Genomic DNA, 25,532 nt, shown 5'->3' with positions numbered 1-25,532 from the left:
TTATGAGAATACGTGTTTTGCGCATCTTGTGCGCCGTGAACGGAGCGGGAACGTGAGACGCCGTGAGACGTCGAACACTTTGTTCTGTGCCTGTGCTGTCCGAATTCAGGCACGATCCAGGTCGCCCCTGGAAAGGGCGCTCAGGGCGCGCGCACAAGATGTTTACGGATTGTAGAAACTTCGTACGCCGCGAACGAAAAAGAGTACGGGATCGTCTTATGTTGGAGTGTATTTCTGTGCTTAACTTTTTATGCCCAGCCCCACAAACATGGGCCGTCATTTTGGCGATAGCGCCATCATACAAAGCAAGGTCAGCTAGTTGAAGTAAGCAATGGAATAGGCCGATCGTGTCATTCGCGACAGCTGGTCTTGGCGAGGCTGTTTGCCAAACTGGAAAACAGTACAAAGCAAAAGCGGCCCGTGAGGGCCGCTGAAGTTTTTTCGTTGATGAAGCGGAATTATGCCGCCGTGGAAGAGCGTTTCCGACGCCATCCGAGGAAACCGAGGCCCGCGAGCGCGCCACCCATCAGCGGCAATGCCGCTGGGATCGGAACCGCGGTCACAACACGGATCCAGTCGCCTGGCTCCGTAACTCTCATGTTCACTGTAAGGACGTTCCCCAAGAAGCTGTAGCTATCGTTAGCTTCAAGACCACGGGCAGGGAAACCGGCATTAGGGTACGTGGTCGAAAGCGATCCGAGAATGCTTGTCGTCGAAGTTTCCAAGTTTCCGCCAAAATCGGACATGACGCCAAGGATCCTGTTGGAGAACGTCCAGTCCACTCCAAAATGGACAATTCCCGCATTTCTTCCTTTGTTAAGGAAGATCATGTGGCTGTTAACTCTAGTCCCAGCCGCAATTGTGCCGCCGTCAACGTTTATTGAACTCGTCAGCAAGACATTCTGTTGCTCGTTGAAGCCTTGCTGACCCAAATTTGTAGCAGCAGAATCAAGCGCCAATGTCGGCGCCATTATGATCTGGGCCATCGCCCCCGCATTCGAAGCGGGTCCGGAAACACTCATTAATGCCGCGTTTGCATTTGTAGCCATCAAGAGACTCGAACATGTTAACCCGGCGACGCAGATGAATTTTTTAACCATCGCTTTCATTTAAAATCACTCCCAGCACTGTAATAACTAACAGGCAATCGTAACTATTTACCCTGCGTTAGTCAATTGTTAACCCTGCCCTAAATGACGCAAAGTTACGTCATTCATGGCTGCCTGGTTTCTTAATCGGAGTGCTGCATCCGCCAATATTCTTCGCATTAATGCCGCAGGCGTACTTGCGAGAAGTGCAGCATTTTCACTCGATGTGAATTCGGTCAATTTACGGCGTCTAAAACGAAGAGCGCTGAAGCACCCAATCGGTATCACATACATCGCGAAAGCAGTCAGATTGCCGGTCATGCGGCGGTTTGAAAACTTCGAAAAAGACGCTGAATTGTAGACTGGGATTGGTCGGAAAAAGCTTGCGACTTGCAACTTTGAGTTCTCTTAAGTATCTGAAAAGTTGTTTTAATCGTAGTTGAAGGATCTGGTGTTCGCACCACCAACTCACCCACCAAATTCCTGCCTCAAATCCGGACGTGCGTTTATTTGCGTATCAGCCGGACCGATCAATAATCGCCGCATTGACACGCTTCGAGTGGCAAATTAGGACGCGGCATGGTTACGTTTGCCTTTGCCGTTTTTTTTCTGATTATCACACCCGGCCCTGGTGTATTGTCCGTGGCGGGGGTCGGGTCGGCTTTCGGTTTTCGGCAGGGCGCAAACTATATTGCGGGGCTGTTTGTTGGCACTAATCTTGTGGCGCTTGCAGTCGTATCGGGCCTGGCGACGGTCCTCCTGGCCAACGAAAACATCCGCATAGCGCTACTGATTGCGTCCGTGGCGTATCTCGTCTATCTCGCTGCACGGATCGCATTTGCCGGGTCGCGCATCGCCTTTGGGAAGGCGGAGACTGCTCCCGGATTCCTGGCGGGTGTGATATTGCAAACGGTGAACCCGAAGGCCTATGCGGTGAACACTACGCTGCTGACGGGATTTGCGTTCTGGCCCGGGAATCTCGCTGTTGAAACCGCGCTGAAGTTCCTGATCATGAACATGATCTGGCTACCGATACATTTTCTCTGGCTTTACGCTGGAATGGCTCTGCATCGGCTCAATCTTGATCCCACGGTTCAGCGCCGAGTGAATATTGCGATGGCCGCATCGCTACTTGCGGTAGTCGCGTTGGCGCTGGCAGCGCCGAAGTGAGACCACATGAGTTGCCCCGGGAGCGAGTAACGGAGGTGGCTTTTTTTGAAGGCCCTCTAAGTAACGGCTTCGCGTGCAGTTGAGCAGAAAAACGTCTGTGACTTTTGCGCAACTCACGTTCAGGATCGTATCCATGTTGAACTTAACGGTTGAATTGAAATCCGCGTGCCGTTACGTAGCGTCCCGTTGGCGCTGCGAGACAGCGCATAGGAGAAGTGCATTGCTGGATCAAAACACCTTATCGGGTCCGCGCCCAGGCGCTTTCCAGTCTCTGCTGTAAGCACATCCCAAGTGCTGCGGTCGGGATCGGAAATTCGCCGACTGCGCAAACCCCAAACACAAGAAACTTACTTCGGGTTCGTAAGCACCATCACGTGCGCCATGTGAACCCGGATGGGGACATGGGACACTCATGAACGAATATCAGCTGGTGAAGGCCATGCTGCTCCACGTGAGCCGCGGGCTTTCCGACGATGCTCCTCTGGCGCAAGCGCTTAGAGACTGGACACTGGATAATCTGGCCTGGCTCGACCTGGGCCTTAGCAAACACGAGACAAACAACTGGAAAAGCTTTCAGGAAGCGTTCCGGCGCTGGCGCTTGTCTGAAGCGCCGGTGCCTTACGTGATGGAGATTTCGGACATGCTGTCGGAACTCCTGGAACTCGACACCGAAAACAGGGTTTTGCTGGCGTTGCTCATCGGCTGTGATCGCTTGCCGAAACTGAGCAGCCTGACCGACGTCATTACCGGCAAAGGGGTCGATCTTCCGGTCTTGCTTGCAGAACTCTGCGGTGTTTCCGCGCATGATGCCTTGCGCTTTGTCCGGCGCAGTCCGGTATTCCGCCTGGGCCTGATCGGATTTCAGATGAACCGCAGAGGGTCCGTTTCGGTCGACGTGAAGTGGACGCTTGAAACACTGCTCGACCGTGCTCCGAGCCAGGGCGAGGAATTCGTGGATGCGCTTGTTGGACCGCGCCACGAGACCGCTTTTTCGATGAAGGACTTTGCAGAAGTGCAGGATGGGGCTTTCATCACGCGCCTGATTGCCGGAGCGGTTTCGAAACGGTCAAAGGGTGTCAACATCTTGATCTACGGTCCACCTGGAACGGGTAAGACCGAGTTTTCGCGTGTCATCTGCCGTGAGGCGGCCTTGCGTCTGCATGCCGTGGGCGAAATCGACGAAGACGGGGAAGAGCCGACACGGTACGATCGTGTCAGCGCCCTTATGCTTGCGCAACGTATCTTGAAGGACAAGAAAGACGCTGTTGTCCTGTTTGACGAAATGGAAGACTTCATCGGTAACAGCCAGCGCAGTTCAGGCGACTGGATGACACGCCGGGAAGGCAGCAAAGTGTTCGTCAATCGCGTGCTGGAAAACAATCCTGTGCCGATTATCTGGACAACGAATGCCGTCGGAAACATGGACGACGCGATCATCCGCCGAATGAGTTACGTGCTGAAACTGGATTATCCCTCGCGCAGCACCAGACAACGTGTTGCCGAGCGCATCTGCAAAGATGAAGGCGTGGCCTTTTCCAGATCGCTTGCGACCCTTGTCGAAAGTGCTCCCGAAACGACAACAGTTCTTCGCAACGCGGCCAGGGCGTCCAAACTCGCCGGAAACGGCGGAACAGTCGAAGAGGCCGCGTTCGCGCTTGTAAAAACGCTTCGTGGTGGTGACATGCCGAACCGGATTTCGACGGAAATAGACCTGGCGCTCTATAACACCGAACCCTCTCTTAAAGCTGTTTTGGAAGGCATTGCCGAATGTGGCCACAACGACGTTTCACTCTTGCTGAGCGGTCCGCCGGGCACAGGCAAGACGGCGTTTGCCCACCATTTTGCCGCACGCCTGGACAAACCGCTGCTTACCAAGCGCGCGTCTGACTTGCTTTCGAAATGGGTTGGGGGAACAGAGCGTAACATTGCCGAAGCATTTGCAGATGCGCGCAAGGAACAGGGTGTTCTGTTCTTCGATGAAGCGGACAGCCTGATGTTCGATCGCGGTTCCGCGAGCACGAGCTGGGAAGCCGGGCAGGTCAACGAGCTGTTGTCATGGCTTGATCGTCACGACCAACCGGTTCTGGCGGCGACCAACTATGCATCGAAGCTGGACGCGGCGACCTTGCGGCGGTTTGACTTCAAGCTGGAGCTGAAACCGCTCGACCGCGCCGGTCTGGCGCATGCGTTTCGAATTTATTTTGGCATGGATGCGCCGGCTGAGCTCGCCGAGATGCGAAATCTGACCCCTGGTGACTTTTCGGTGGTGAGAAAGCAACTCCGCTTCAACAAGAAGGCGACGCGGCAGGACATCACCCGAGCGCTGGCAAAGGAAGCAAAGATGAAGCCTGGGTCGTCCATGCCGATCGGATTTGTTTGATGCGGACGCGTAGAGGCCGGGTGTTGCGAACACCGGTCTCCTGATACCTGCAACTCTTCAGGTATTGCGACTTGGACAGGTACTCCTTCGTTTGTGCGTACACGCACAAGCAGCGAAGACAGCTTACCGGCCACCTCGATCAGCGTTCTTTCCTATTTTGACGCCGTGTTGCAAACTGCGCGCGTTTGATGAGGGGAGATCATGACGGGTTCCAGGAACGCGGACAGCGCCACGGCAAATGGCGGACAATGCCCGCTGTCGCGCATGGCGGCCGAGTTTGATGCCTTTTCCGGGCCTTACCAGGTTGATCCTGCCGACGCTTTGCGCTGGTCCCGGGACCAGTTGCCGGTGTTCTACAGTCCCAGGCTCGGCTACTGGGTGGTCAGCCGGTATGACGACATCAAGGCGGTTTTTCGGGACAACATCCTCTATTCACCCTCCATTGCCCTTGAGAAAATGACGCCGGCGCCGCCAGAGGCGATGGAGGTGCTGAAGAGCTATGGCTATCAGCTGAACCGGACCATGGTGAACGAAGACGAACCGGCGCATATGGAACGCCGGCGCGTCCTGATGGATCACTTTCTACCCGAAAATCTGGAAGCCAAGCAGGAGATGGTGCGGCGGCTGACGCGCGAGAAAATGGATGCGTTTATCGATAGCGGCCGGGTCGAGCTTGTGGATGCCATCCTCTATGAGGTCCCGCTGAATGTCGCGCTGCATTTTCTGGGCGTTCCGGAAGATGAGATCGAAACTTTCCGAAAATTCTCGGTTGCGCACTCCGTCAACACCTGGGGCAAGCCGACCGACGAACAGCAGATCGCGGTTGCCCATTCCGTCGGCCAGTTCTGGCAATATGCGGGCAAGATCATAGAGCGCATGAAGCTGGAACCGGATGGCACCGGGTGGATGCACGAGACAATCCGTAAAAACGCGGAGATGCCGGACGTCGTCACGGACAGCTATGTGCATTCCATGATGATGGCGATCATCGTGGCCGCGCATGAGACGACGTCGCTGGCTTCGGCAAACATGTTCAAAACGCTTTTGACCCATCGGCAGGCCTGGGAGGACATCTGCGCCGATCCGAGCCTGATACCCAATGCCGTTGAGGAATGCTTGCGATTTTCCGGATCGATCGTTGCCTGGCGCCGGAAGACGACGGCCGCAGCCCGGCTCGGCGACGTCGACCTGCCTGTAGGGGCCAAACTCCTGATCGTGCAGGCTTCCGGCAATCGGGACGAGCGTCACTTTGAAGACGGTGACCGGTTTGATATCTACCGGGACAATGCCGTCGATCACCTGACATTCGGCTATGGCAGCCATCAATGCATGGGCAAGAATATCGGCCGCATGGAAATGCGAATCTTCCTGGAGGAATTCACCCGGCGGCTGCCGCATCTGCAGCTCGCAGAGCAGGAATTCGCATATCTGCCGACCACATCGTTCAGGGGACCGGAGCAGGTCTGGGTCGAGTGGGATCCCTCCGGCAACCCGGAGCGGAACGACCCGCAGATCGCAAACACCCAGAAACACTTTCCAGTCGGTCCACCGTCTCGCCGGGACATTGCGCGCAAGGTTCGAGTGGTGGATATCCGTTCCGAAGCGGACAACATTATTGGGGTAAGTGTCGAGGATGCTGTCGGCCGAGACCTTCCAGGCTGGAGCGCGGGCGCTCATATCGAGCTCTGCAGTGACGGATACGACCGCAAATATTCATTGTGCGGGCCGGCTGACGCAAATGGGTACGATATTGCGATCCTGCGCGAGGAAAACGGACGCGGCGGTTCGCGACACTTCCACGAGGCGCTCGCGAAGGGGATGGAGCTACGACTGCGTGGCCCAAGCAACCTGTTCCGTCTTGACGAAACTGCATCCCACGTCGTCCTGCTGGCCGGTGGCATCGGCATAACGCCGATTGTCGCGATGGCGGACCGATTGAAACAGCTGGGCAAAACCTATCACGTGCATTACTGCGGACGGTCGCGTGGGAGCATGGCATTCGTTGACCGCCTGGAAGAAGACCATGGTTCTTGCCTAACGCTTCATGCAGGTGATGAGGGCAAGCGCGCCGATATAAAGGCGATCGTCGAGGGCCTCCCGGATGGTGGGCAGATCTACGTTTGCGGCCCGGATCGGCTGATCTCCGCGGTTGAAAAGTGGACGGCGGATATGCCTGACGGCACATTTCATTTTGAGCATTTCACGTCCAATGCCACCGGCCTCGATCCAGACAAGGAAAATGCCTTCGAGATTGAATTGAAGGATTCCGGACTGACATTGACCGTTGAAGCGGACCAGACACTGCTCGACACGCTTTTGTCGGCTGGTATCGATCTGGCCTGCGACTGCAGGGAAGGTTTGTGCGGCAGCTGCGAAGTTGAGGTTCTGGAAGGCGAAATCGACCATCGCGACATGGTTCTGACGCGCACGGAGCGCGCTGGGAACCGGCGGATGATGTCCTGCTGCTCCCGTTCCATGCGTGGCGGTAAGCTCAAGCTCGCGCTTTAGACAACACGCGTTGGAGCAAGAAGCCATCCTTCGAGACAGCGCTGCGCGCTTCCTCAGGATGAGGTCTTTCGTCCATTGTCGTCGTCAACCCGGCCAAGCGAATCGCGAGCCGGGATAGGGGAGGGTGAGGTCCGGCGGGTTTCAAATATCTCTGCGGGTAGACCTTGGCTCACCGGCCCCGGATCTCCGCTGCGCTTCGTCCGGGGTGACGAAGTCGGCTGAATTTCCTACAACGCCGTCCCGGACTTGATCCGGGACCCTTCCCCCCTTGGGCTCGAGAAAATCATTCGAATCCGGCCCCGGCTCAAGACCGGGGCGGCACTGAGTGTGTCGCCGAAACATCCACCTTCAGCCTCATCCTGAGGAGGCCTCAGGCCTGTCTCGAAGGATGGGCTGCATACAATACACTGTGTGCGGGCCCACCCTTCGAGACTTCGCTTTGCTACGCACTTCAAGATGAGGAGGAGTTGCAAGAAGCTCCGAGGATCAATCGGGTCAAATCAGTGAGTTGATGACGACAGAGGTGGCCGGAAGCAGCAATTTCAGCCCATCTTGATCGGGGGGGCATGCCATTCCTTGTCCGCTGAATATGTCCTTTGGCGTTTTGCATCAGGGCACGGTCTGACGGCTCGCGTTGGGGTGACTGGTGCTCAGCCGGTCTCTGGATCATAATGATCGCCTCCGTGTGCAAACACGGAAGCCAGCAGAGCTTTTTGCTTTGCGAGCCAACAAACTGACACCGGGAGGAACAATATGTGTCAGATCTTTGCAGGACAGGATCCTGAGCGTTACGCCACACAAACCCGAAGCATGCGCCTGAACGGGCAGAGCACGAGCATTCGGCTGGAAAACGCCTTCTGGGAGATTATCGACGAGATCGCAAGGCGCGACAACGTTTCCACCCCGACCTTCATATCGACGCTCCATTCAGAGGTCTTGCAGCTGCGTGGTGAGCCGACAAACTTCACGTCGCTGTTGCGATGCGCGTGCCTGAAATTCATCGAAGTGAACCCGGGTGTGGAAGTGCCGGACATGATGCCGTCCGAGTTCGAAAGCGGCGCACCGGAGAAAAAACTCTCCGTGGTATAAGTATACCACCCGACCGGCACTGCACCCACTAACCTTCCGCGTAGTCACAGCAGCGGGAGGACGGTCTTTTGGCCAAAGCAATACACTCCATGATCCGCGTTCTGGACGAGGAGCGGTCCCTTGCCTTTTACGAGAAGGCGTTCGGTCTGACCGTGAAGGATCGCCTGGATTTCCCGGAATTCGCCCTCATTTATCTGAGCAATCCGGAAAGCGAATTTGAGCTTGAACTCACAGTAAACAAGTCGCAGGGCGAGCCCTATGAGCTCGGCAACGGGTACGGTCACTTCGCTGTCTCCGTAGCTGACCTTGACGCCGAACATGCGCGTTTCGAGGCTGAAGGTCTCAATCCCCGGAAACTTGTCGAGTTTGCGCCGGCCGGCGAGCTGGTGGCCCGGTTTTTCTTTGTCGCGGACCCCGACGGGTACCAGATCGAAGTGCTCGAACGGGGAGGCCGCTTCAAATAACTACAACAGGGAGGAAAGGAAATGACCAAGGCAGATGGGCCCAAGGGCCTCAGCCGCAGGCAATTGCTATTGCGAGCCAGCGCGGTCGGTGCATCGTTCGCGATAGGATCGGGTTTCATTGCAGCAAGGGACGCGGCCTGGGCGACGGAAGTCAGCACTTTAAAGCCGGAAACCTTTGCAACGCTCGTGCAGATGGCGCGCGACATCTACCCCCACGACCGTATCGCGGACGAGTTCTATGTGATCGCTGTACAGGGCTACGACAACGACGATCTCGCAGAAGAAGTCGAGGCCGGAATAGCGGCTCTTGATGCCGCTGCCCGCGGCAAGGGTCACGCCGGTTACCTTGATACCGGTTGGGAACGCGACCGGGTGGACATCCTGCGCAACATGGAAGAAAGCCCGTTTTTCCAGAAAGTTCGCGGAGGGCTCGTGACAGGTCTCTACAATCAGAAAGCTGTCTGGCCGGCCTTTGGGTACGAGGGCGAGAGCTTTTCCAAGGGCGGTTACGTGGACCGTGGCTTCAACGACATTAACTGGCTTTGAGCCATAGGGGAGGACAGAACTATGGCTGCACCTTTTGATCAGAATGACGACACCGTTGTCGTTGTCATCGGTACCGGTGCCGGTGGTGGTGTTTTGGCAAACGAGCTGGCGCAGAAGGGCGTGAGCGTTGTCGCGCTGGAAGCGGGAGGCCGCTATCTGCCCGACGATTATGTCAATGACGAATGGGAGAGTTTTGGCCAGCTTGCCTGGGTGGATCCACGCACGACCAGTGGCGACTGGCGTGTTGCCAAGGACTTTTCCGGCCTGCCGGCCTGGATCGTCAAGGCCGTTGGCGGCACGACGACACACTGGGCGGGCGCGTCCTTGCGTTTTCAACCGCATGAATGGAAGGCCGCCACGACCTATGGAGACGTGCAGGGCGCCAGCCTGCTCGACTGGCCGATCAATGCGGAAGAAATGGAGCCCTGGTACGCCAAGGCGGAAGACAAGCTGGGCGTGACACGCACGAACGGACGTCCGGGACTGCCAGGCAACAACAACTACCTTGTTTTTGAAAAAGGCGCTCGTGCGCTCGGCTACAAGGACGTTCATACCGGACGCATGGCCATCAATGCGGTGGACTTTGATGAGCGTGTGCCTTGTCAGCAAACAGGCTTTTGTTTCCAGGGATGCAAATGGGGCGCGAAGTGGTCTGCCGCCTATACGGACATTCCGCGCGGTGAAGCGACGGGCAATCTTGAGGTGCGGGAAAACGCCCACGTCGCCCGCATCCTTCACAACCAGGACGGTAAGGTGACCGGGGTCGAATACTTCGACAAGGACGGCAACCTGCAAATGCAGAAAGCCCGCATCGTTTGTGTTGCAGGCAATTCGTTCGAGTCGCCCCGAATGCTGCTGAATTCAGCTTCCGCGATGTTTCCGGACGGACTGGCGAACTCATCCGGGCAGGTCGGACGCAACTACATGCGTCACATGACCGGGTCCGTCTATGCCGTGTTCGACAAACCGGTCAAGATGTGGCGTGGAACGACAATGGCCGGGATCATCCAGGATGAATCGCGTCACGATCCGTCCCGGGGTTTTGTCGGCGGTTACGAGATGGAAACGCTGGCACTCGGCATCCCGTTCATGGCGGCGTTCCTGGACCCGGGCGCCTGGGGGCGTGAGTTCACTTCGGCTCTCGACCAGTATGAGAACATGGCCGGCATGTGGCTGGTCGGCGAGGACATGCCACAGGAAACCAACCGCGTGACACTCAACCATGACGTCAAGGACCAGTGGGGCCTGCCAGTTGCGAATGTCCACTTCAGCGATCATCCGAACGACATCGCAATGCGCAATCACGCCTACAGGCAGGGCGCTGCGGTCTATGATGCCGTCGGGGCGACGCGCACATTCCCGACACCGCCCTATCCGTCGACGCACAATCTCGGCACCAACCGCATGTCAGAAAACGCAAGGGACGGTGTCGTCAACAAGTGGGGCCAGACCCACGACATTGCGAACCTGTTCATTTCCGACGGATCGCAATTCACGACGGGTGCGGCCGAAAATCCGACGCTTACGATCGTGGCGCTCGCAATCCGGCAGGCGGACCATATTGCCAGGGAGATGAGCGCGGGCACGCTCTGAACGCGGATATGTGCCGGGGACCATTCGCGTTCCCGGCACGCCAGCCGAATGGACACGCTTTGCTCTTATCTCGGGATCTCGAGAAACAGCAATTCCCTCGGGATATTTCTAAACCAGCGGCTGCTCGACGGACCTTCGCCCGCGTCACGTTCACCAGGTCCGTTGTAGTCCAGCCGGTCGTTCATGACCCTGGAGCCATCCCAGAAATCGATATGGTCGCCTGCGGAGCCGTCAGCCCGCTCGAAACAATCCTCAAAATAGATGATCCCGGGACGGTCCGTCAGCGCGCGCTCGATCTGTTCCGCCGTCATGGAATTGCTGCCCCGCTTGGAATATCGCTGAAAGCGCCAGAAATCCTGCAGATAAGCGATCAGCCGTGAAGCGCTGGCATTATGGGCAACGCCGGTGCCGCATCTGCGGTTGGAGGCTGTGTGGGTATAGCGGATACGTGTGCGGTCGAAATGAAAGCCAATATCGCTGCGCATCAGGGCAACGCTCATGCGGATGGCACATTGATTGGTGATGCCCTGGCCACAGGGCAGCCCACTCACTTCCCGAAAGCGTCTGTATTCACGCAAGAGTACTGCGGCGCTCGGCAGTCTGACCGAGCCGGGCCCAAGCGTCTGAGGCGTTTCGGCATGCGGTGTCACGACCGGGGCGGGCGTTATGCTGATCGGTGCAGGTTCATGCGGTGCGCGCTCGTCAAGCGCCTGCCAGGTCAAGCGGCCCGCAATTCCGTCGCCGCGCCCGCCGTCTTCAGCCTGACCGGCCATTGCCTGAAACCTGGCAACACCTGCCACTGTCTCACCGCCATAATCCCCGTCGAGTGTTCCATCCGAACGGATAGACCGGCGCATCGTTGAAGCATTTACGGCAATCAGGGCATTTTGAAGAATCCGGACCGCCTCTGCGTTGCGTTCCCCGCGGCGCATCGGCGGGGCATTTTCGGCGGCGTCTCTTATTCGTGCGTTGTCGCGAAACAATGGATTGGTGAGTGGCATCTTTACGTCCCTTGAACACAAAACCGGCCCCGATTATTTCAAGCCCGGGTGGCAAGTCGTGATCTTGATCACCGTTTAACGTTTTTCACATCGTGACTTCCGTAAAGGAGGTCAAATTGAAACACTATCATATCGAAGACTTAAAGATCGCAATTGGCATTTTTGCTGTTCTGTTTGAGTCCTTTGCTGAAGCAGTGTTACGGCTAAACGCGACAGGTTTTGCGCGCTGGAAAGGACACAGCGTTGTGGACCGAGACCTGGGGAGTGAATGAAACGCATGCGTTTGCGGAATTGCCCGGCGCCGGTTCCAGTCATAGGCTTTGTCCATGAGCCGAATCCTGGAAACCGATCTCTATCTGCCGGTAAAGACCTTCCTCATTGGGCAAGGGTACGACGTAAAGGCGGAGGTTGGTGCTGCCGATATCGTTGCCTGCCGTGGAGACGAGGAACCGGTCATTGTCGAGCTGAAAACCGGCTTCTCGCTCGGCCTCTTTCATCAGGCCATCACGCGGCAGTCCGTGACGGATACGGTTTACATCGCCGTTGCCCGGGGAACGGGACGGCGGTTTCAACATGCTCTGCGAAACAACATCAATCTGGCGCGGCGTCTTGGACTTGGCCTTATCACGGTCCGGCTTGCTGATGGCCTGGTTGAGGTGCATGTTGATCCGGGGCCCTACACACCCCGCAAATCCAAACCACGCAAGGACCGGCTGCTCAGAGAGTTTTCACGCCGGGTAGGTGACCCGAATACCGGTGGCTCGACCCGGGTGCGACTGGTGACCGCTTATCGCCAGGACGCGCTGAGATGTGCTGCCTATCTTGAGACGAACGGGCCCAGCCGTGGTGCCGACATTGCAAAGGCGACTAATGTCGAGCGCGCGACCCGAATTATGGCGGACGATCACTATGGTTGGTTCGAGCGCGTGGAACGCGGGATTTACAAACTAACCCCGAAAGGTGAGGCGTCCTTGAACGAGCGAACTGCGGGTAGCGGGCAGGGGGCTGCGGAAAGCCTTTAAGGCCCGGCATGTTCTCAGTTTGGCGATGTTCGTGAGGAGGTTCTCGGGCCGCCTCCGGCTGAGGCGGGAAATCTTATGCGCAGTTCGAAAACTTGGCTCTGCGCGGCGATGCTCTTCTTTCGCTCGCACCGCTTGTTCCGACCGGTTGTGTCAGATCGTCGAATGTGTGGTGAGGCGTGGGTGCGCCGATTAGAAAGCCCTGCATCAGGTCGCAGTTAAGCTTCGCAAGGAAGTCGACGTGGAGCGGCTTTTCGACACCCTCGACAATAACGCGGTGATTGAGGTTCTGACCGAGACCGATCATGGCGCGCATCGCTTCTGCCGCCTTCGCACTCTTGTCGATGCTGCTGGTGAAGGAGCGGTCGATCTTGATCTTGTCGAACGGAAAGGAAACCAGCGTCGACAAGGACGCAAAACCGGTCCCGAAATCGTCTAGGGCGATCGAAACACCCAGGTTCTTGAGTTTGCGCAAGATGTGATGCGCCCGATCGAAATCGTCGATGAGCACGCTCTCCGTCACTTCCAGTTCCAGGCGTGAGGCCGGAAGCTGGGTCTTCAGGAGAACGGAGTGCACGATCTGATCGATATCGGTGTATCTGATCTGGAGGGGCGAGATGTTCACCGCGACCTTGAGTGGCCGCGTCCAGGTCGAGGCGATTTCGCAGGCCTTCAACAAGACAAGCTCGCCGACCTTATGGATCAGCCCCGTGTCTTCCGCGATCGGAATGAAACGTGAGGGGGATATTGCGCCGAGTTTGGCGTGGTTCCAGCGCGCGAGCGCCTCGAAACCGACAATTGAGGAGTCGCTTACATTGGCCTGCGGCTGAAAGTGAACATCGAGGTCGGCCAGCTCAACGGCCATTTTCAGATCGCGCGCAAGTTTGCGGGTTTCGCGGATCACCTTGTCCATGTCAGCGTCAAAGGATGAAACCGGATTTACGGGATTTTCCTTTGCCCTGTACATCGCCAGATCCGCGTTCGACATCAGTTCTTCCGCGGTCTTGCCGTGCTCGGGGTAGGTTGCGATCCCGATACTGATGCTAGCATTCACAATGGTTCCCAGAAGAGGATAGGAGCCGTTGACGACTTCCACGATCCTGTGTGCAAGTTCCGGTGAAGCATGCCGCTTTTCGTCCCAGCGTTGGATGGCGACGAATTCATCACCTCCAAGACGCGCGAGATAGTCGCCTTCCTTAAGGCAGGCACCCATCCGCCGACCGACTTCCGACAAGAGGGCGTCTCCGACCTGGTGCCCGTAAAAGTCGTTGACTTCCTTGAACTTGTTCAGGTCGAGCAGAAACAGGTAAAACCCGGAACTCTGGTCCTTGGCGCGCGCAATTTCCTGATTGAGGCGGTCATTGAAAGCATTCCGGTTCGGCAGGTTGGTCAAGGAACAGTGCATCGCCAGATGCTCGGCGCGGTTGTTTGCGAGCTCGCGTTCACGCAAGGCTTCCACGTGTTCGGTCACGTCCTGCAGCATGACCACCATCTCGTTGTTCAAGAGATTGGTGATCTTGCGTTCCAAAATCCGGTCGCCGATGGGGAAAATTCGATTTTCCGAGAGGATCCTCGATGAAAACGCCTTTAGCGAGGCCTCCTCCGTACACCCGATTTCAGATTCCACCAGATCGGCGTACATCGGGTTCCAAAGTTTCAAGGCTCCGTCCTTGTCAATCAGCACTACGGCAGCATTGACGTTTGTCAGAACGGTTTGAAGAACGCATTGGCGTTCCGCGTTGGCGATCGCATAGCGCACCGCGCGGTCGATGACCTCCGGTGAGAGCGAGTTCTTCGAGATGAAATCGGCAGCGCCAGCCGCAAGTGCCGCATCGTCCAGATGGCGTCCGCCCATGCCGGTCAGGAGGATAACGGGCGTCTCAATGTTCTCGGCGCGCATGGAGTTGATCAGATCAAGTCCGCTGGTCGCTCCCATGAGGTAGTCACACAGAACGATGTCGATCGTATTGGACTTGATGATATCGATTGCTTTTGCCGGGGAGTGAGACACATGCAAAGCGTACTCAGATTCGGCGATTTCACCGATCGTGTCGACGATAAGGTAGATATCGTCCTCGTCATCATCGACGATGAGCACGTTTATTTCCTTGCCGCTCAATATTACCTCCTACGACATCGACGTGCAGAATAAAACCCGGCTAACTTATTTGACGTTAATGACATCTCTTACTTATCTATATAGTTAAAATTTGGTTTTATTGATGATCGTCACCGGAGAGTATGAGTAATACTCCGTATGTGCGCGTAAGAACGAAAGATACTACTTAAAGATTAGTGCGTGATGCACTGCCGGTGCATTTGATACGAAAACATCCGGCCTGCGCTCGAACGCTGATGCCGGATGATTGTCAGGACACAAAAGCCGATCGAATATCGATAAAAATCAATGATTACAGGCTTCTAGTCTTCCGCTTCATTCGGTAGGACAACGATCTCGATCCAATACCGGCTCAATATCTGCACGATTTCGCACAGGCCTTCGAATGTGACCGGTTTGGTTATGAATGAATTGACACCAAGATTGTAGGTTTTCAGGATGTCTTCTTCGGATTTTGACGTTGTCAGAACGACGATAGGAATGCGTCGGAGTTCTTCGTCAGCGCGAATTTGCTCCAGAGCCGTGCGACCGTCCATGCGTGGCATGTTCAGGTCAAGCAGAATGAGGCCCGGATGAGTTCCGGCCGGCAAGTCCGAATACTTTCCTTCATGCCGTAGATATTCCAGCAACTCGATACCGTCTTCCACGAAGTCGACCGGATTGCTCAGCCGTGCCTCTTCGAAGGCATCGGCAATCAGGATGCGATCGTCAGCGTCGTCGTCGGCGATAAGAATTCGAATAGGCCTGGAGGTCTGCATTAGTCCTGGTCCTCTGTATTGCTTTGTCTCAAAGGTAGCTCAATGAAAAAGGTGGCTCCGACATCCGGTTCTCCGTGTGCGTCGATAGATCCGCTGTGGCGGTCCACGATTTTGCGGCAAGTCGCCAGACCGATACCTGTTCCCTCATATTCGAGACGTCCGTGAAGTCTCTGGAAAATCTTGAATATCTGGTCTTTGTACTGGTTGTCGAAACCAATTCCGTTATCTGCGATCGCAAAGCGCGCATGAGTTTGAGGCGCTCCTGATTCATCGGTCCCTTCGACCGTTTCAGCGCTGATTTTCACAACGGGATTGACGTCCGGCTTCTTGTATTTTAGCGCGTTGCTGAGAACGTTTTGAAACAGCTGGCGCATTTGAATCGGATCGGCGTCGATTGTCGGCAGGTCTTCAACCTCGACGGTTGCATCATGCTCCTGAATGCGGATCTGAAGGTCGGACAGGATTCCGTCCATCGTTTCCTTCATGTTGATCGCGACGAAAGGTCTGGCCTTCGTCGTAATCCGCGAGTAGCTCAAAAGGTCGTTTATGAGCTGGCGCATGCGGCTGCCGGCATTTTGCATGCGATCGACAAACATCTTGCCGTCGTCAGGGAGCAAGTCACCGTATTTGCGGATGAGCCTGTCTCCGAACGCCTCGATCTTGCGCAGAGGCTCCTGCAAGTCGTGCGAGGCGACATAGGCGAAGTCCTGGAGTTCCCTGTTCGAAGTTTCCAGTTTCTTCGTGTAGGCGACAAGGCGCGCCTCGTGCCGTTCCATTGCGGTAATGTCCTGATACGTCGCAATCGAACCGCCATTAACCATGGGCTCGTTCATGACGGCGATCACGCGTCCGTCGCGAAGATGCTGCTTGATTGTCGTCCGTTTTTTCAGTCTCGACGGATCGTGGCGTGCCTTTAGGGCAGCCTGGGCATCTTCCTCGCGATAGTTTCCGAGCGAGATGCTGTATCGCATGATGTCGGCGATCAAAATGCCGGGCTTCACCACTTCTGCCGAAAAGCCGTACATTTCAAGGTAACGTCGATTGCACAGGATCAGCTTCTGTTCGTTGTCGAACATGCACAATCCCTGGATCATGTTGTTGAGCGCTTCGTTGAAACGGTCACTTGTCTTGTCCAGCGCTCCGCTGATCCTGGCGATCTCGGTCTCGTGCTCTTTTGCCTTCGTAATGTCGGACTGAACACAGACCGTTCCACCGTCATCAGCGGACGTGTCGATTGTTCTTATCCAGCGCCCGTCGGCCGTTTCGTGTTCGTGCGGTTCGCCGGGATTGAAGTGCTGTTGCAAACGCCAGTGAATGTAAGCCTCGTCATCCATTCCGTGCTGGTTGTAGGCTCCGGTGACGACACCGCTGCGCAGCATTTCCTCAAAGGACATCCCCGGACGGATGAAGCCGGACAAATGACGGTTCAGGTCGATAAACTTCTGATTATAAAAGACCAGATGGTCGTCGGCATCGTAAAGCGCGAAGCCATCGGTCATCGCATTGAGCGCGTGCATCATGCGCGCGTGAGCCGTTTCGGCGACGTGACGCAGCTGGTCGGATTTTGACGTTTCGCCGTCCAGACCCGTCACTTCGCGCACGGTTTCGATGAGCTGCTGCTGCGCGTTCAGCGTACGTGTGATGAGAATATTTTTGCCGCTGACGGTGCGAAACACGAATTTGTGCGTGCCGCCGACCTTCAATCGAAGCAATGTCGTGGCGATTGTGGCTTCGATCTGGTGAGGGTCTTCGCCCTTGCGCGACAACGACCGCGTCATCAGTTCCTGTAAGGCAACACCTGGTTCAATGGTGTCCTTGTCGTATTCACAAAGGGAGAAGTAACACTCGTTTGCCGTGATCAGCTTGAAGTTGATATCGAAGACCGCCAGGCCGAAATCGACGTGGCTGAGAACCGTCTCCAGAAGCGTGTCGGTGGGTTCGATGTTCGACATGCCGTTCTGCTCGGCCAACGCACTTTCTTCATGCATGAAACGCATCCGGTTGCTTGTCAATTTTCTCACCTAATGTCTAAAGAAAAGTATTAAAATTTATTAAATTGGTTCAATATCCGAGTTTATTGTTTTTTTACTATAAATTTTTCGCAGAATTTGAATTCACATTTTGTAAGTACTTCTAAACTAGACCAAATTCGGGCTAATTTTTTGTGCTGGGCTGATATTAATGAGCGATCAAGAAGAAAGATCAGTAAGCGGTTTAATACTGATCATTGGAATACTGGTAGCGTTGTACTACCCCAACGTATCTAACTTCTTTGCGCCGGCGCTTCACGTCGCCTTGTTCTTTATCGTCCTGTTCTCGCTACTGCCGTTTGTGCGATTTGAAGTATCGGAACTGACAAACCTGCATCCAATCGTCCTGCGGCTGGTCGTTTGGCAACAGATCCTGTGTCCGGCCCTGGTCGTCGGCATCGGCCTGTTTGCGGGTGTCGACAAAAATCTTCTGTTCTTCACGCTGGTCATCTTGACCAGTGGCTCTCTGTTTGCATCTCCGACGCTCGTTCAGATGATGGGGCTCGACCGGAAGATCGCTGTTCAGACGGTTTTCCTGTCCACTCTTGCGGCGCCGGTTTCGATCCTGGTCCCATTCTGGTTTCTCAATCTGGGCGGCTCAGATATCAACTTTGGCGGATACTTCCTGAGGGTCGTGATCTATTTGCTCGTACCCGTTGCGCTCCTGTTTCTTGTCAGGAAGTTTCTGACGAGCAGTTCCAGTGTCCGGTTCGACAATCTCGACAGGCTCGGCCGGTGGGGCTCCGTCTTTGCGCTTCTGATTTTTTGTTTCGCTCTTGAGGGGCGGGTCGGCGAGGTGCTGGCTGAAAACCCGGATATCGTGCTGAAGTATCTGGTGCTGGCTGTCGTCGTCTCGGTCACCACAATGGGACTTACCATGGTCCTGATGTGGCGGTTCGGTGATCATGTCGCACTGACGGCTGGCACCATTTCCAGCTTTCGCAATGTCGGGCTGACATATGGGCTGGTGGCAGGTGCCGCTGACGACAATCTGGCCATCTTTGTCGGGGTTTGCCAAATCCCGATCTTCTTCGTCCCTTTCATCTTCGATCTCTTTGCATCAGCAAAATCGGAGAGTGCCGTAAAAGACAAACCTGAGTCGGAAGAATTAGGTGGCGGTTATTCGACTCCAGTTGGAGTTGTTCATGGAAATGTACTTGGTGAAGGCAAAATGTTTTCAGGTAAATTTAACCATCAAGGCACTAATTTTACTAAAAATGGATCTTCGAACCAGGAAGTTTACGCTTCCTTGTCAACGAAGACCAATTCTGTCGCCGAAACAATGCAGCCAAGAAGTGGTATGTTCGTGTCAAACGCAGCTGTAGCAATCGATTATGCGCCCGGGCAAGCTCCGGACGCCGCCGAAGCACCCCTTGGAGAGACGGAACGTCTTGAATCGGGTGTTGCCAGGCTTGGATCCCTGCGCGAAGAAGCGCAAAGGACATTTGAAGATCTGACGTCGAAGGCTGCAGAAGCGCTGCGGGCACGGCGCTATCTGTTTGCCCTCCTGTTTCTCAGCGTCCTGGGTGTTGTTGGCGTCTGGCACGCCAACAAGTACTTCGCCCCGATGCTGTTTGACCAAGGGCTCATCGACAAGGTCGCCGAGACCCATATCGAGGGGCGCAACTTCGGTGTATTCGATCTGAACATCAACATCCGCGACCTGCGGAACGCGACGATTGCCCGGATGGACAAAGCGCCGGAAGCCGTCGTTCTTGGCGCCAGCCACTGGCAAGAGGCGCATGTCGAGCTCGTAACCGGCAAGGACTTCTACAACAGTCACGTTCATCGCGACTATTACGAAGACATGCTGGCTGTCACCGAGATGTATATCCGGCATGACAAGATGCCCAAGGAAATGATCATCACGATCCGCGACAATCTGCTGACGCCGATCAAGGATCGCACGGATTTCCTCTGGCTTCCGGGTATCAAGTACTATCGTCCGATGGCAGAGCGGCTTGGCCTGGAAGCGCAGGGCCACATTGAAACGCTGCCGGTTCAAACCTGGCGTGAGCTTGTTTCTCTCCCGCTTCTGTGGACACACGGATCGCGCCAGATCATGGCGGCACAGCAGCCACATGCGTCCGACGAACGGAATTTTGCGGGTCTCGACACTCTTTTGCCAGGCGGCTCGATCCTTTGGTCGCAGGAACACAAGGACCTGTTTACGCAAGAGCGGTCGCGGAAGGAAGCTCTGGCATTCGCCGAGGCGCGCAAGAACAACCCGCCGATCATTGATCCGAAAGGCGTAGCCCATATCGAGGCTTTGCTTGAGTTCCTGCAAAAGGAAGGCGTCGAAATCACACTTGCGCACCCGCCGTTCAACCCGATTTTCTGGGAGGCCGTTCAGGGCACTCCCTATATGGACGGCCTCAACAAGGTGAAAGCGCTGACCCAAAGCTGGGCGGAGAGATACAATCTTCCCATGATCGGCGGTTTCGATCCCAAATCGGTCGGCTGCAGCGCCGACATGTATATCGATGCAGAACATTCCAATCCCAAATGTCTTGGAATGCTGCTCGGCCAATTCAACGCACTTGCAAACGTTCCACGGCTTCGCGGCCCGCTACAGTGATGAGATCATAGTCATGGTATTCAGTTCTCACGAGTTTGTTCTCATCTTTCTGCCGCTGGTTTTTCTGGCCTTCGCCATTGCAAACCGGTTTGGCGGCTGGCAGGCATCGTTTTCGGTGCTGGGGGCAGCGTCCCTGGTGTTCTATGCACAGTGGAGCATCGCCTTGCTCGCGGTGTTGCTTACATCGGCGGTTGCCAACTACATAGTCGGCACCTTTTTGATCAAGGCAACCAAAGAAGGGCGCCCGGCTGGCTGGCTTCTGGTATCTGCTGTAATTGCCAATCTGGTTGCGCTCGGCTACTTCAAATACACCAACTTCTTCATCGATATCACGAACCAGGTTTCGGGCTCCGGCTTCTCGCATCTGGACATCGTGCTGCCGGTCGGAATTTCATTCTACACCTTCATCCAGATCGGATTTCTGGTGGAGGCGCACAGTGGTCAGGCCGAGCAACAGCCCTTCATAAAGTACCTGACATTCGCAACCTTTTTCCCGTGCGTTACGGCAGGTCCGCTGGTCCTGCAGCGAGAATTCTTCGATCAAATGAAGGACCGTAAGGACTCCGCACTGGAAGCGCGGCGTCTGGCAGTTGGTGTCACGCTCTTTGCCATGGGACTGTTCAAGAAAGTGGTGCTTGCCGATTCAATCGCGCCGTTCGCCAATGATATCTTCGCAGGCGTCGCTGCCGGCGGGGGGGTCGACATGGTATCGGCCTGGGTCGGCGCACTGGCCTACTCGCTGCAGCTCTACTTCGATTTCTCCGGCTATTCGGACATGGCGATCGGTATCGGTGTGATCTTCGGTATTCGTCTTCCGCTGAACTTCAACTCGCCGTTCAAAGCCACCAGCATCTCTGAGTTCTGGCAGCGTTGGCACATGACGATGACACGGTTTTTCACGAAATTCGTCTATTCGCCGATGGCGATGCGTGGGATGCGGTCCGCGGTTAGCAAAGGCCACTCGCCGCTTCGCCGGTATCTCGTCGCCGGTGCCTGGCCGATCGTCGTGACTATGCTGGTTGCCGGCGTCTGGCACGGTTCCGGCTGGACATTTGTCCTCTTCGGTCTCCTGCACGGCGTCGCGATTGCCGTCAACAACGGCTGGAAACACTTCAGTCTCCCGAAGCCGCCTGCTGTTCTCGGCTGGCTGATGACGATCTCCGTCGTTATTTGCGGTCTTGTGATCTTCCGTGCGCCGGATGTGGCGTCTGCCATGACGATGCTGACCGCAATGTGGGGCATTTCCGCTGAAGTGCCGGCCAATGGTCATCTCGCCGTGGCATTGGGCCTGCGCGAGGCACTTGGACTGATCTTCCTTTTGGGCGCGATTACTCTGCTTGCTCCCAATACGCAGGAAATTCTGGCCAAGGAATGGGTCAGCAGCGATCCGGTGCCGAAAACAATGAGCCGGATCGCCGGTTACATCTCCTGGCGCCCCGCGATGGGGTGGTCGTTTGCCGCGGCAGGCACCTTCCTGCTCGCGTTCACGAGCATCAGCGCGGATTCCTCTTTCCTCTACTACCAGTTTTAGGAGTGGGGGCCGGTACGCGGTGAAAGGGCCCGGAAAATACAGTCTGAAGAAAAGTCGCTCGATCGACTGACATAGCCAGAAACAGTCTAGAAAAGACCTGGAGAATTAAAATGCAGCTTTATGATGTCGTTGCAGGTGTGCTGAAAATCGATCCCAGTGGTCTCAGTGAACAGTCGAACGCACTCAATACGCCGAATTGGGACTCGCTCCGGCATATCGAACTGATGCTTGCTGTGGAGACCACCTTTGGGGCCAATTTCTCGATGGCCGAGATGGTGAGCATGCAGGATCTCGGCGATATGCGTAAATTGCTGGAGGCAAAGGGCGTTAAATTTGACGACTCAGAGCCAATAAGGTTGTCTGCGTAACGTAAACGATACGACGAATCACACTTTCCAAGCCGTGTCGCGTCGCCTGAACTGAAATGACCGCGCCATCCGGTCGATCTTCCAGGGTACGCCGACTACATGGAGACCTGATCATGAACCTCAGATTCCGCATTAGGCGCGCACTTTCTGCCGTTGCGTTCACCACCTTTGCTGTCTCAATGTCCGCTGCTGCGGCCGATACCTGGAACATGCCGGTTCCGTATGGTGACAACAACTTTCACACCTTGAACCATGTTGCCTTTGCCAAGGATGTCGAGGAAAAGACCAACGGTGATGTGAAGATCGTGGTGCATCCGTCCGGGTCTCTCTTCAAACATCCCGAGATCAAGAATGCGGTCCGCAGCCGGCAGGCGCCCCTTGGAGAGTTTCTTCTGTCACGGCTGTCGAACGAAAGTCCGATTTTCGGCATCGATTCAGTTCCTTTCCTGGCGACCAGCTATGAAGACTCGCGCAAGCTTTGGGATACGACGCGCCCCGCCGTTGAAGAATTGCTGGGCGAACAGGGTCTGATGGTTCTTTATGCCGTGCCGTGGCCGCCGCAGGGGCTTTATGCCAATCGAGACGTGAATGCGATCAACGATTTGTCCGGCCTGAAGTTCCGCGCCTATAACGCGGCAACCGAGCGTCTTGCACAGCTCGCCAGCGCCGTGCCGACACAGGTTGAAGTTGCCGATCTAGGACAGGCGTTTTCGACCGGGCGCGTTGACGCCATGGTGACGTCCCCGTCAACCGGCTACAACAGCAAGGCGTGGGATTATCTGTCGAACTATTATGACGTTCAGGCCTGGTTGCCCAAGAACATCGTCGTTATGAACAAGCGCATTTTCGATGCGCTCGACGAGCCGACCAAAGCAGCCGTTCTGGAAGCTGCCAAGGAAGCGGAAACGCGCGGTTGGGCCGCATCCATGGGTGAAACCGAAGCGAAGACTAAAGGCCTTGCCGACAATGGCATCAAGGTTGCTGCACCGTCTGATGCGCTCAAGGGCGAACTGGTCGAAATCGGCCAGACAATGACCCAGGAGTGGCTTGAACAGGCGGGCGACGACGGCAAGAAACTGATCGACGCCTACAAGCAATGAGACAATGAACTGCGGAGCATTGGATGTGGCCGCAGTTCGATCTCTGGAACCGGGCCGGATCCTGGCTGGACGCACGGGCGGTGCATTGCGGTGCTCCGCCCGAACTCTCTCATGGCGTCATCGGTTTCAAGACTTAGACCACTTCCTCTTTAACGCGGCTTTCGCACGGACTTGAAACACTGGAGCGCGAACATGCGTGGCATGCTTGATGGACTATACAGGTTATGTGGCGGGATCGGCGCACTGCTGATCGTCGCGATTTGCCTGGTCGTCCTGATCCAGGTGGCGTTCAATCTGTTCGACAAGATCTCCGACGTCCTTTTTGGCAAAGCGATCGGCCTCGTGCTTCCGTCCTACGCCGAACTGGCTGGATACTTTCTGGTTGCAGCGACATTCTTTGCGCTGACAAATACCCTGCAGCATGGCGTGCACATCCGGGTGACCATGATCACGCAGCGCCTGAAGCCGGCCTGGGCGCGCATTGCCGAGGGCTGGGCCTGCCTCGTCGGTACTTTGATGTCCGGCTATTTTGCGGTCTGGAGTTATGTGCTGGTCTATGAATCCTGGATTTACAACGACCTGTCCCCGGGAATGTTGCCGATCCCGATCTGGCTGCCGCAATTGCCGATGGCTATCGGTCTGACAAGCCTCACAATCTGCTTCGCCGATCTCTTCTTTCAGGTCATTCGAGGAACGTGGCAGCCACCGGTGACCGCACCGTTGTCGCAAGAGCAGGAAGAGCACTAGCATGGAACAGATTCTCGCAAGTGCCGTTCTGATTATTGTCCTGCTGGCAATGCTCGCAAGTGGTGTCTGGGTGGCCATCTCGCTGATGGTGGTTGGCTTTGCCGGCATGCTTTTGTTTGCCGATGCGCCCATCGGACAGGTGCTGGCAACCAGCGTTTGGGGGAGCAACAATTCCTGGGCGCTTGCTGCCTTGCCGCTCTTTATCTGGATCGGTGAAATTCTGTTCCGCTCACGTCTGTCCGAAGATTTGTTTTCCGGTCTGGCACCCTGGCTGGAACGGGTTCCTGGCTCTCTTCTGCATGTCAACATCGTCGGCAGCGGCCTGTTTGCCGCCGTGTCGGGCTCTTCCGCTGCGACCTGTGCGACGGTCGGAAAGATCTCCATCCCTGAGCTGCGGCGGCGCAAATACGATGACCGTCTGATCGTGGGAACGCTTGCCGGGTCCGGCACACTGGGATTGCTGATCCCGCCTTCGATCATTCTGATTGTCTACGGTGTCGCCGTTGAAGAATCCATCACCAGGCTTTTCCTGGCGGGCGTCATTCCCGGCCTGATGATCCTGACCCTGTTCATGGCCTATGTTGCGATCTGGGCCTTGGTGAACCGGAAATCCATGCCGAAAGGCGAGGCCTCCGGAATTGCGTTTTTTGAGAAAATCAAACGCTCGGTCGTTCTGCTTCCGTTTATCCTTCTGATCGTTGGCGTGATGGGGTCGATCTACACCGGGATTGCGTCGCCGACGGATGCAGCAGCAGTGGGTGTCCTGCTTTCGCTTGTGCTTGTCTGGCGCAATGGCGACCTTACCTGGAGCCTGTTCGTCGACAGCCTGATGGGGGCAACGCGCACGTCCTGCATGATCGCTTTTATTCTTTCCGGCGCGGCGTTCTTGACGATCACGATGGGCTACACCGGCATCCCGCGTGCGCTTGCGCAGTGGATCGGCGAGATGCAGCTCTCGCAATACGGACTGATCTTCGCGCTGATGCTGCTCTTCATCGTACTTGGCTGCTTTCTGGACGGTATTTCAGTCGTTGTTCTGACCACGGCAGTCGTTGTGCCGATGGTGCAGATTGTCGGCATCGACCTAATCTGGTTCGGCATCTTCCTGGTTCTGGTGGTCGAGATGTCGCAAATCACGCCGCCCGTCGGGTTTAACCTGTTTGTGCTTCAGGGCATCACGGGCAAGAACATCATCGACATTGCCCGAAACGCATTGCCGTTCTTCCTGCTTCTGATTGTCGGCGTGGCGCTGATCACCCTGTTCCCCGACATCGTCATGTTCCTGCCCAACCAGATGAACAGGTAGCCGATCTTCTGACCATTCGGTCGTTTGCGTCACCTGAGACGATTTTTACCTGAGTCTACTCAGCTAATATCTACATGAGCGTCGGCATGCCTCCGCACGCCCTTTCGGCGACGGGGTCGCTATGGACAGGGGAGCTT

The 25,532-nt window shown here is 55.9% G+C and carries 19 protein-coding genes; 14 read left to right on the top strand and 5 right to left on the bottom strand.

The features are described from left to right. Positions 1-458: 458 nt before the first annotated feature. On the bottom strand, positions 459-1,109 hold the full coding sequence (locus ABVF61_RS04405) for a VPLPA-CTERM sorting domain-containing protein (RefSeq protein WP_353992315.1): 651 nt from the start codon (positions 1,107-1,109) through the stop codon (positions 459-461). 558 nt (positions 1,110-1,667) lie between these two features. Here ABVF61_RS04405 and ABVF61_RS04400 point away from each other — a divergent pair. The 7 genes from ABVF61_RS04400 to ABVF61_RS04370 all read left to right on the top strand — a co-directional run bounded on the left by ABVF61_RS04400 (position 1,668) and on the right by ABVF61_RS04370 (position 10,838). After that, positions 1,668-2,258, top strand: a complete 591-nt coding sequence (locus tag ABVF61_RS04400; protein WP_353992314.1) for a LysE family translocator — start codon at positions 1,668-1,670, stop codon at positions 2,256-2,258. Positions 2,259-2,670: 412 nt separating this feature from the next. Beyond that, the gene (locus tag ABVF61_RS04395; protein ID WP_353992313.1) at positions 2,671-4,638 is read left to right on the top strand and encodes an AAA family ATPase; all 1,968 of its coding nucleotides are present in this window, start codon (positions 2,671-2,673) and stop codon (positions 4,636-4,638) included. A 201-nt stretch (positions 4,639-4,839) separates the two neighbouring features. Continuing rightward, on the top strand, positions 4,840-7,146 hold the full coding sequence (locus ABVF61_RS04390; protein WP_353992312.1) for a cytochrome P450/oxidoreductase: 2,307 nt from the start codon (positions 4,840-4,842) through the stop codon (positions 7,144-7,146). Positions 7,147-7,899: 753 nt separating this feature from the next. Beyond that, on the top strand, positions 7,900-8,235 hold the full coding sequence (locus ABVF61_RS04385) for a ribbon-helix-helix domain-containing protein (protein WP_353992311.1): 336 nt from the start codon (positions 7,900-7,902) through the stop codon (positions 8,233-8,235). 68 nt (positions 8,236-8,303) lie between these two features. Continuing rightward, the gene (locus ABVF61_RS04380) at positions 8,304-8,699 is read left to right on the top strand and encodes a VOC family protein (RefSeq protein ID WP_353992310.1); all 396 of its coding nucleotides are present in this window, start codon (positions 8,304-8,306) and stop codon (positions 8,697-8,699) included. A gap of 21 nt (positions 8,700-8,720) precedes the next feature. Continuing rightward, on the top strand, positions 8,721-9,245 hold the full coding sequence (locus ABVF61_RS04375; RefSeq protein WP_353992309.1) for a Twin-arginine translocation pathway signal: 525 nt from the start codon (positions 8,721-8,723) through the stop codon (positions 9,243-9,245). 21 nt (positions 9,246-9,266) lie between these two features. After that, entirely contained in the window at positions 9,267-10,838 is a 1,572-nt protein-coding gene (locus tag ABVF61_RS04370) for a GMC family oxidoreductase (protein ID WP_353992308.1), read from the top strand. Between the two features lie 65 nt (positions 10,839-10,903). On the opposite strand, the gene ABVF61_RS04365 is transcribed toward ABVF61_RS04370, so the two are convergent. Beyond that, complete coding sequence (locus ABVF61_RS04365) at positions 10,904-11,839, bottom strand: T6SS effector amidase Tae4 family protein (protein WP_353992307.1); 936 nt, start codon at positions 11,837-11,839, stop codon at positions 10,904-10,906. Positions 11,840-12,165: 326 nt separating this feature from the next. On the opposite strand from ABVF61_RS04365, the gene ABVF61_RS04360 reads away from it, so the two are divergent. Continuing rightward, complete coding sequence (locus ABVF61_RS04360; protein WP_353992306.1) at positions 12,166-12,861, top strand: DUF2161 domain-containing phosphodiesterase; 696 nt, start codon at positions 12,166-12,168, stop codon at positions 12,859-12,861. Between the two features lie 73 nt (positions 12,862-12,934). On the opposite strand, the gene ABVF61_RS04355 is transcribed toward ABVF61_RS04360, so the two are convergent. The 3 genes from ABVF61_RS04355 to ABVF61_RS04345 all read right to left on the bottom strand — a co-directional run bounded on the left by ABVF61_RS04355 (position 12,935) and on the right by ABVF61_RS04345 (position 17,723). After that, the gene (locus tag ABVF61_RS04355; protein WP_353992305.1) at positions 12,935-14,977 is read right to left on the bottom strand and encodes a two-component system response regulator; all 2,043 of its coding nucleotides are present in this window, start codon (positions 14,975-14,977) and stop codon (positions 12,935-12,937) included. Between the two features lie 302 nt (positions 14,978-15,279). Further along, a complete protein-coding gene (locus tag ABVF61_RS04350; RefSeq protein WP_353992304.1) occupies positions 15,280-15,735 on the bottom strand; it encodes a response regulator in 456 nt (151 codons plus the stop codon). Then, complete coding sequence (locus ABVF61_RS04345) at positions 15,735-17,723, bottom strand: PAS-domain containing protein (RefSeq protein ID WP_353992303.1); 1,989 nt, start codon at positions 17,721-17,723, stop codon at positions 15,735-15,737. The genes ABVF61_RS04350 and ABVF61_RS04345 overlap by 1 nt, the downstream gene beginning before the upstream one ends. Positions 17,724-17,916: 193 nt before the next feature. On the opposite strand from ABVF61_RS04345, the gene ABVF61_RS04340 reads away from it, so the two are divergent. From ABVF61_RS04340 to ABVF61_RS04315, 6 genes are all read left to right on the top strand, one after another. Next, positions 17,917-20,343 (top strand): bile acid:sodium symporter family protein, encoded by a 2,427-nt coding sequence (locus tag ABVF61_RS04340; RefSeq protein WP_353992302.1) that lies wholly within the window; start codon positions 17,917-17,919, stop codon positions 20,341-20,343. A 13-nt stretch (positions 20,344-20,356) separates the two neighbouring features. Then, positions 20,357-21,874 (top strand): MBOAT family O-acyltransferase, encoded by a 1,518-nt coding sequence (locus tag ABVF61_RS04335; RefSeq protein ID WP_353992301.1) that lies wholly within the window; start codon positions 20,357-20,359, stop codon positions 21,872-21,874. A 110-nt stretch (positions 21,875-21,984) separates the two neighbouring features. Continuing rightward, the gene (locus tag ABVF61_RS04330; protein WP_353992300.1) at positions 21,985-22,242 is read left to right on the top strand and encodes an acyl carrier protein; all 258 of its coding nucleotides are present in this window, start codon (positions 21,985-21,987) and stop codon (positions 22,240-22,242) included. A gap of 113 nt (positions 22,243-22,355) precedes the next feature. Then, the gene (locus ABVF61_RS04325) at positions 22,356-23,342 is read left to right on the top strand and encodes a TRAP transporter substrate-binding protein (RefSeq protein ID WP_353992299.1); all 987 of its coding nucleotides are present in this window, start codon (positions 22,356-22,358) and stop codon (positions 23,340-23,342) included. 192 nt (positions 23,343-23,534) lie between these two features. After that, positions 23,535-24,089, top strand: a complete 555-nt coding sequence (locus tag ABVF61_RS04320) for a TRAP transporter small permease (RefSeq protein WP_353992298.1) — start codon at positions 23,535-23,537, stop codon at positions 24,087-24,089. Position 24,090: 1 nt separating this feature from the next. After that, the gene (locus ABVF61_RS04315; protein ID WP_353992297.1) at positions 24,091-25,395 is read left to right on the top strand and encodes a TRAP transporter large permease; all 1,305 of its coding nucleotides are present in this window, start codon (positions 24,091-24,093) and stop codon (positions 25,393-25,395) included. The last annotated feature ends 137 nt before the right edge of the window (positions 25,396-25,532 follow it).

This window comes from Roseibium sp. HPY-6, assembly GCF_040530035.1.
GTDB lineage: Bacteria > Pseudomonadota > Alphaproteobacteria > Rhizobiales > Stappiaceae > Roseibium.
The sequence above is the reverse complement of the archived record's forward strand: the minus strand, read 5'-3'. Positions and strand labels throughout refer to the sequence as shown.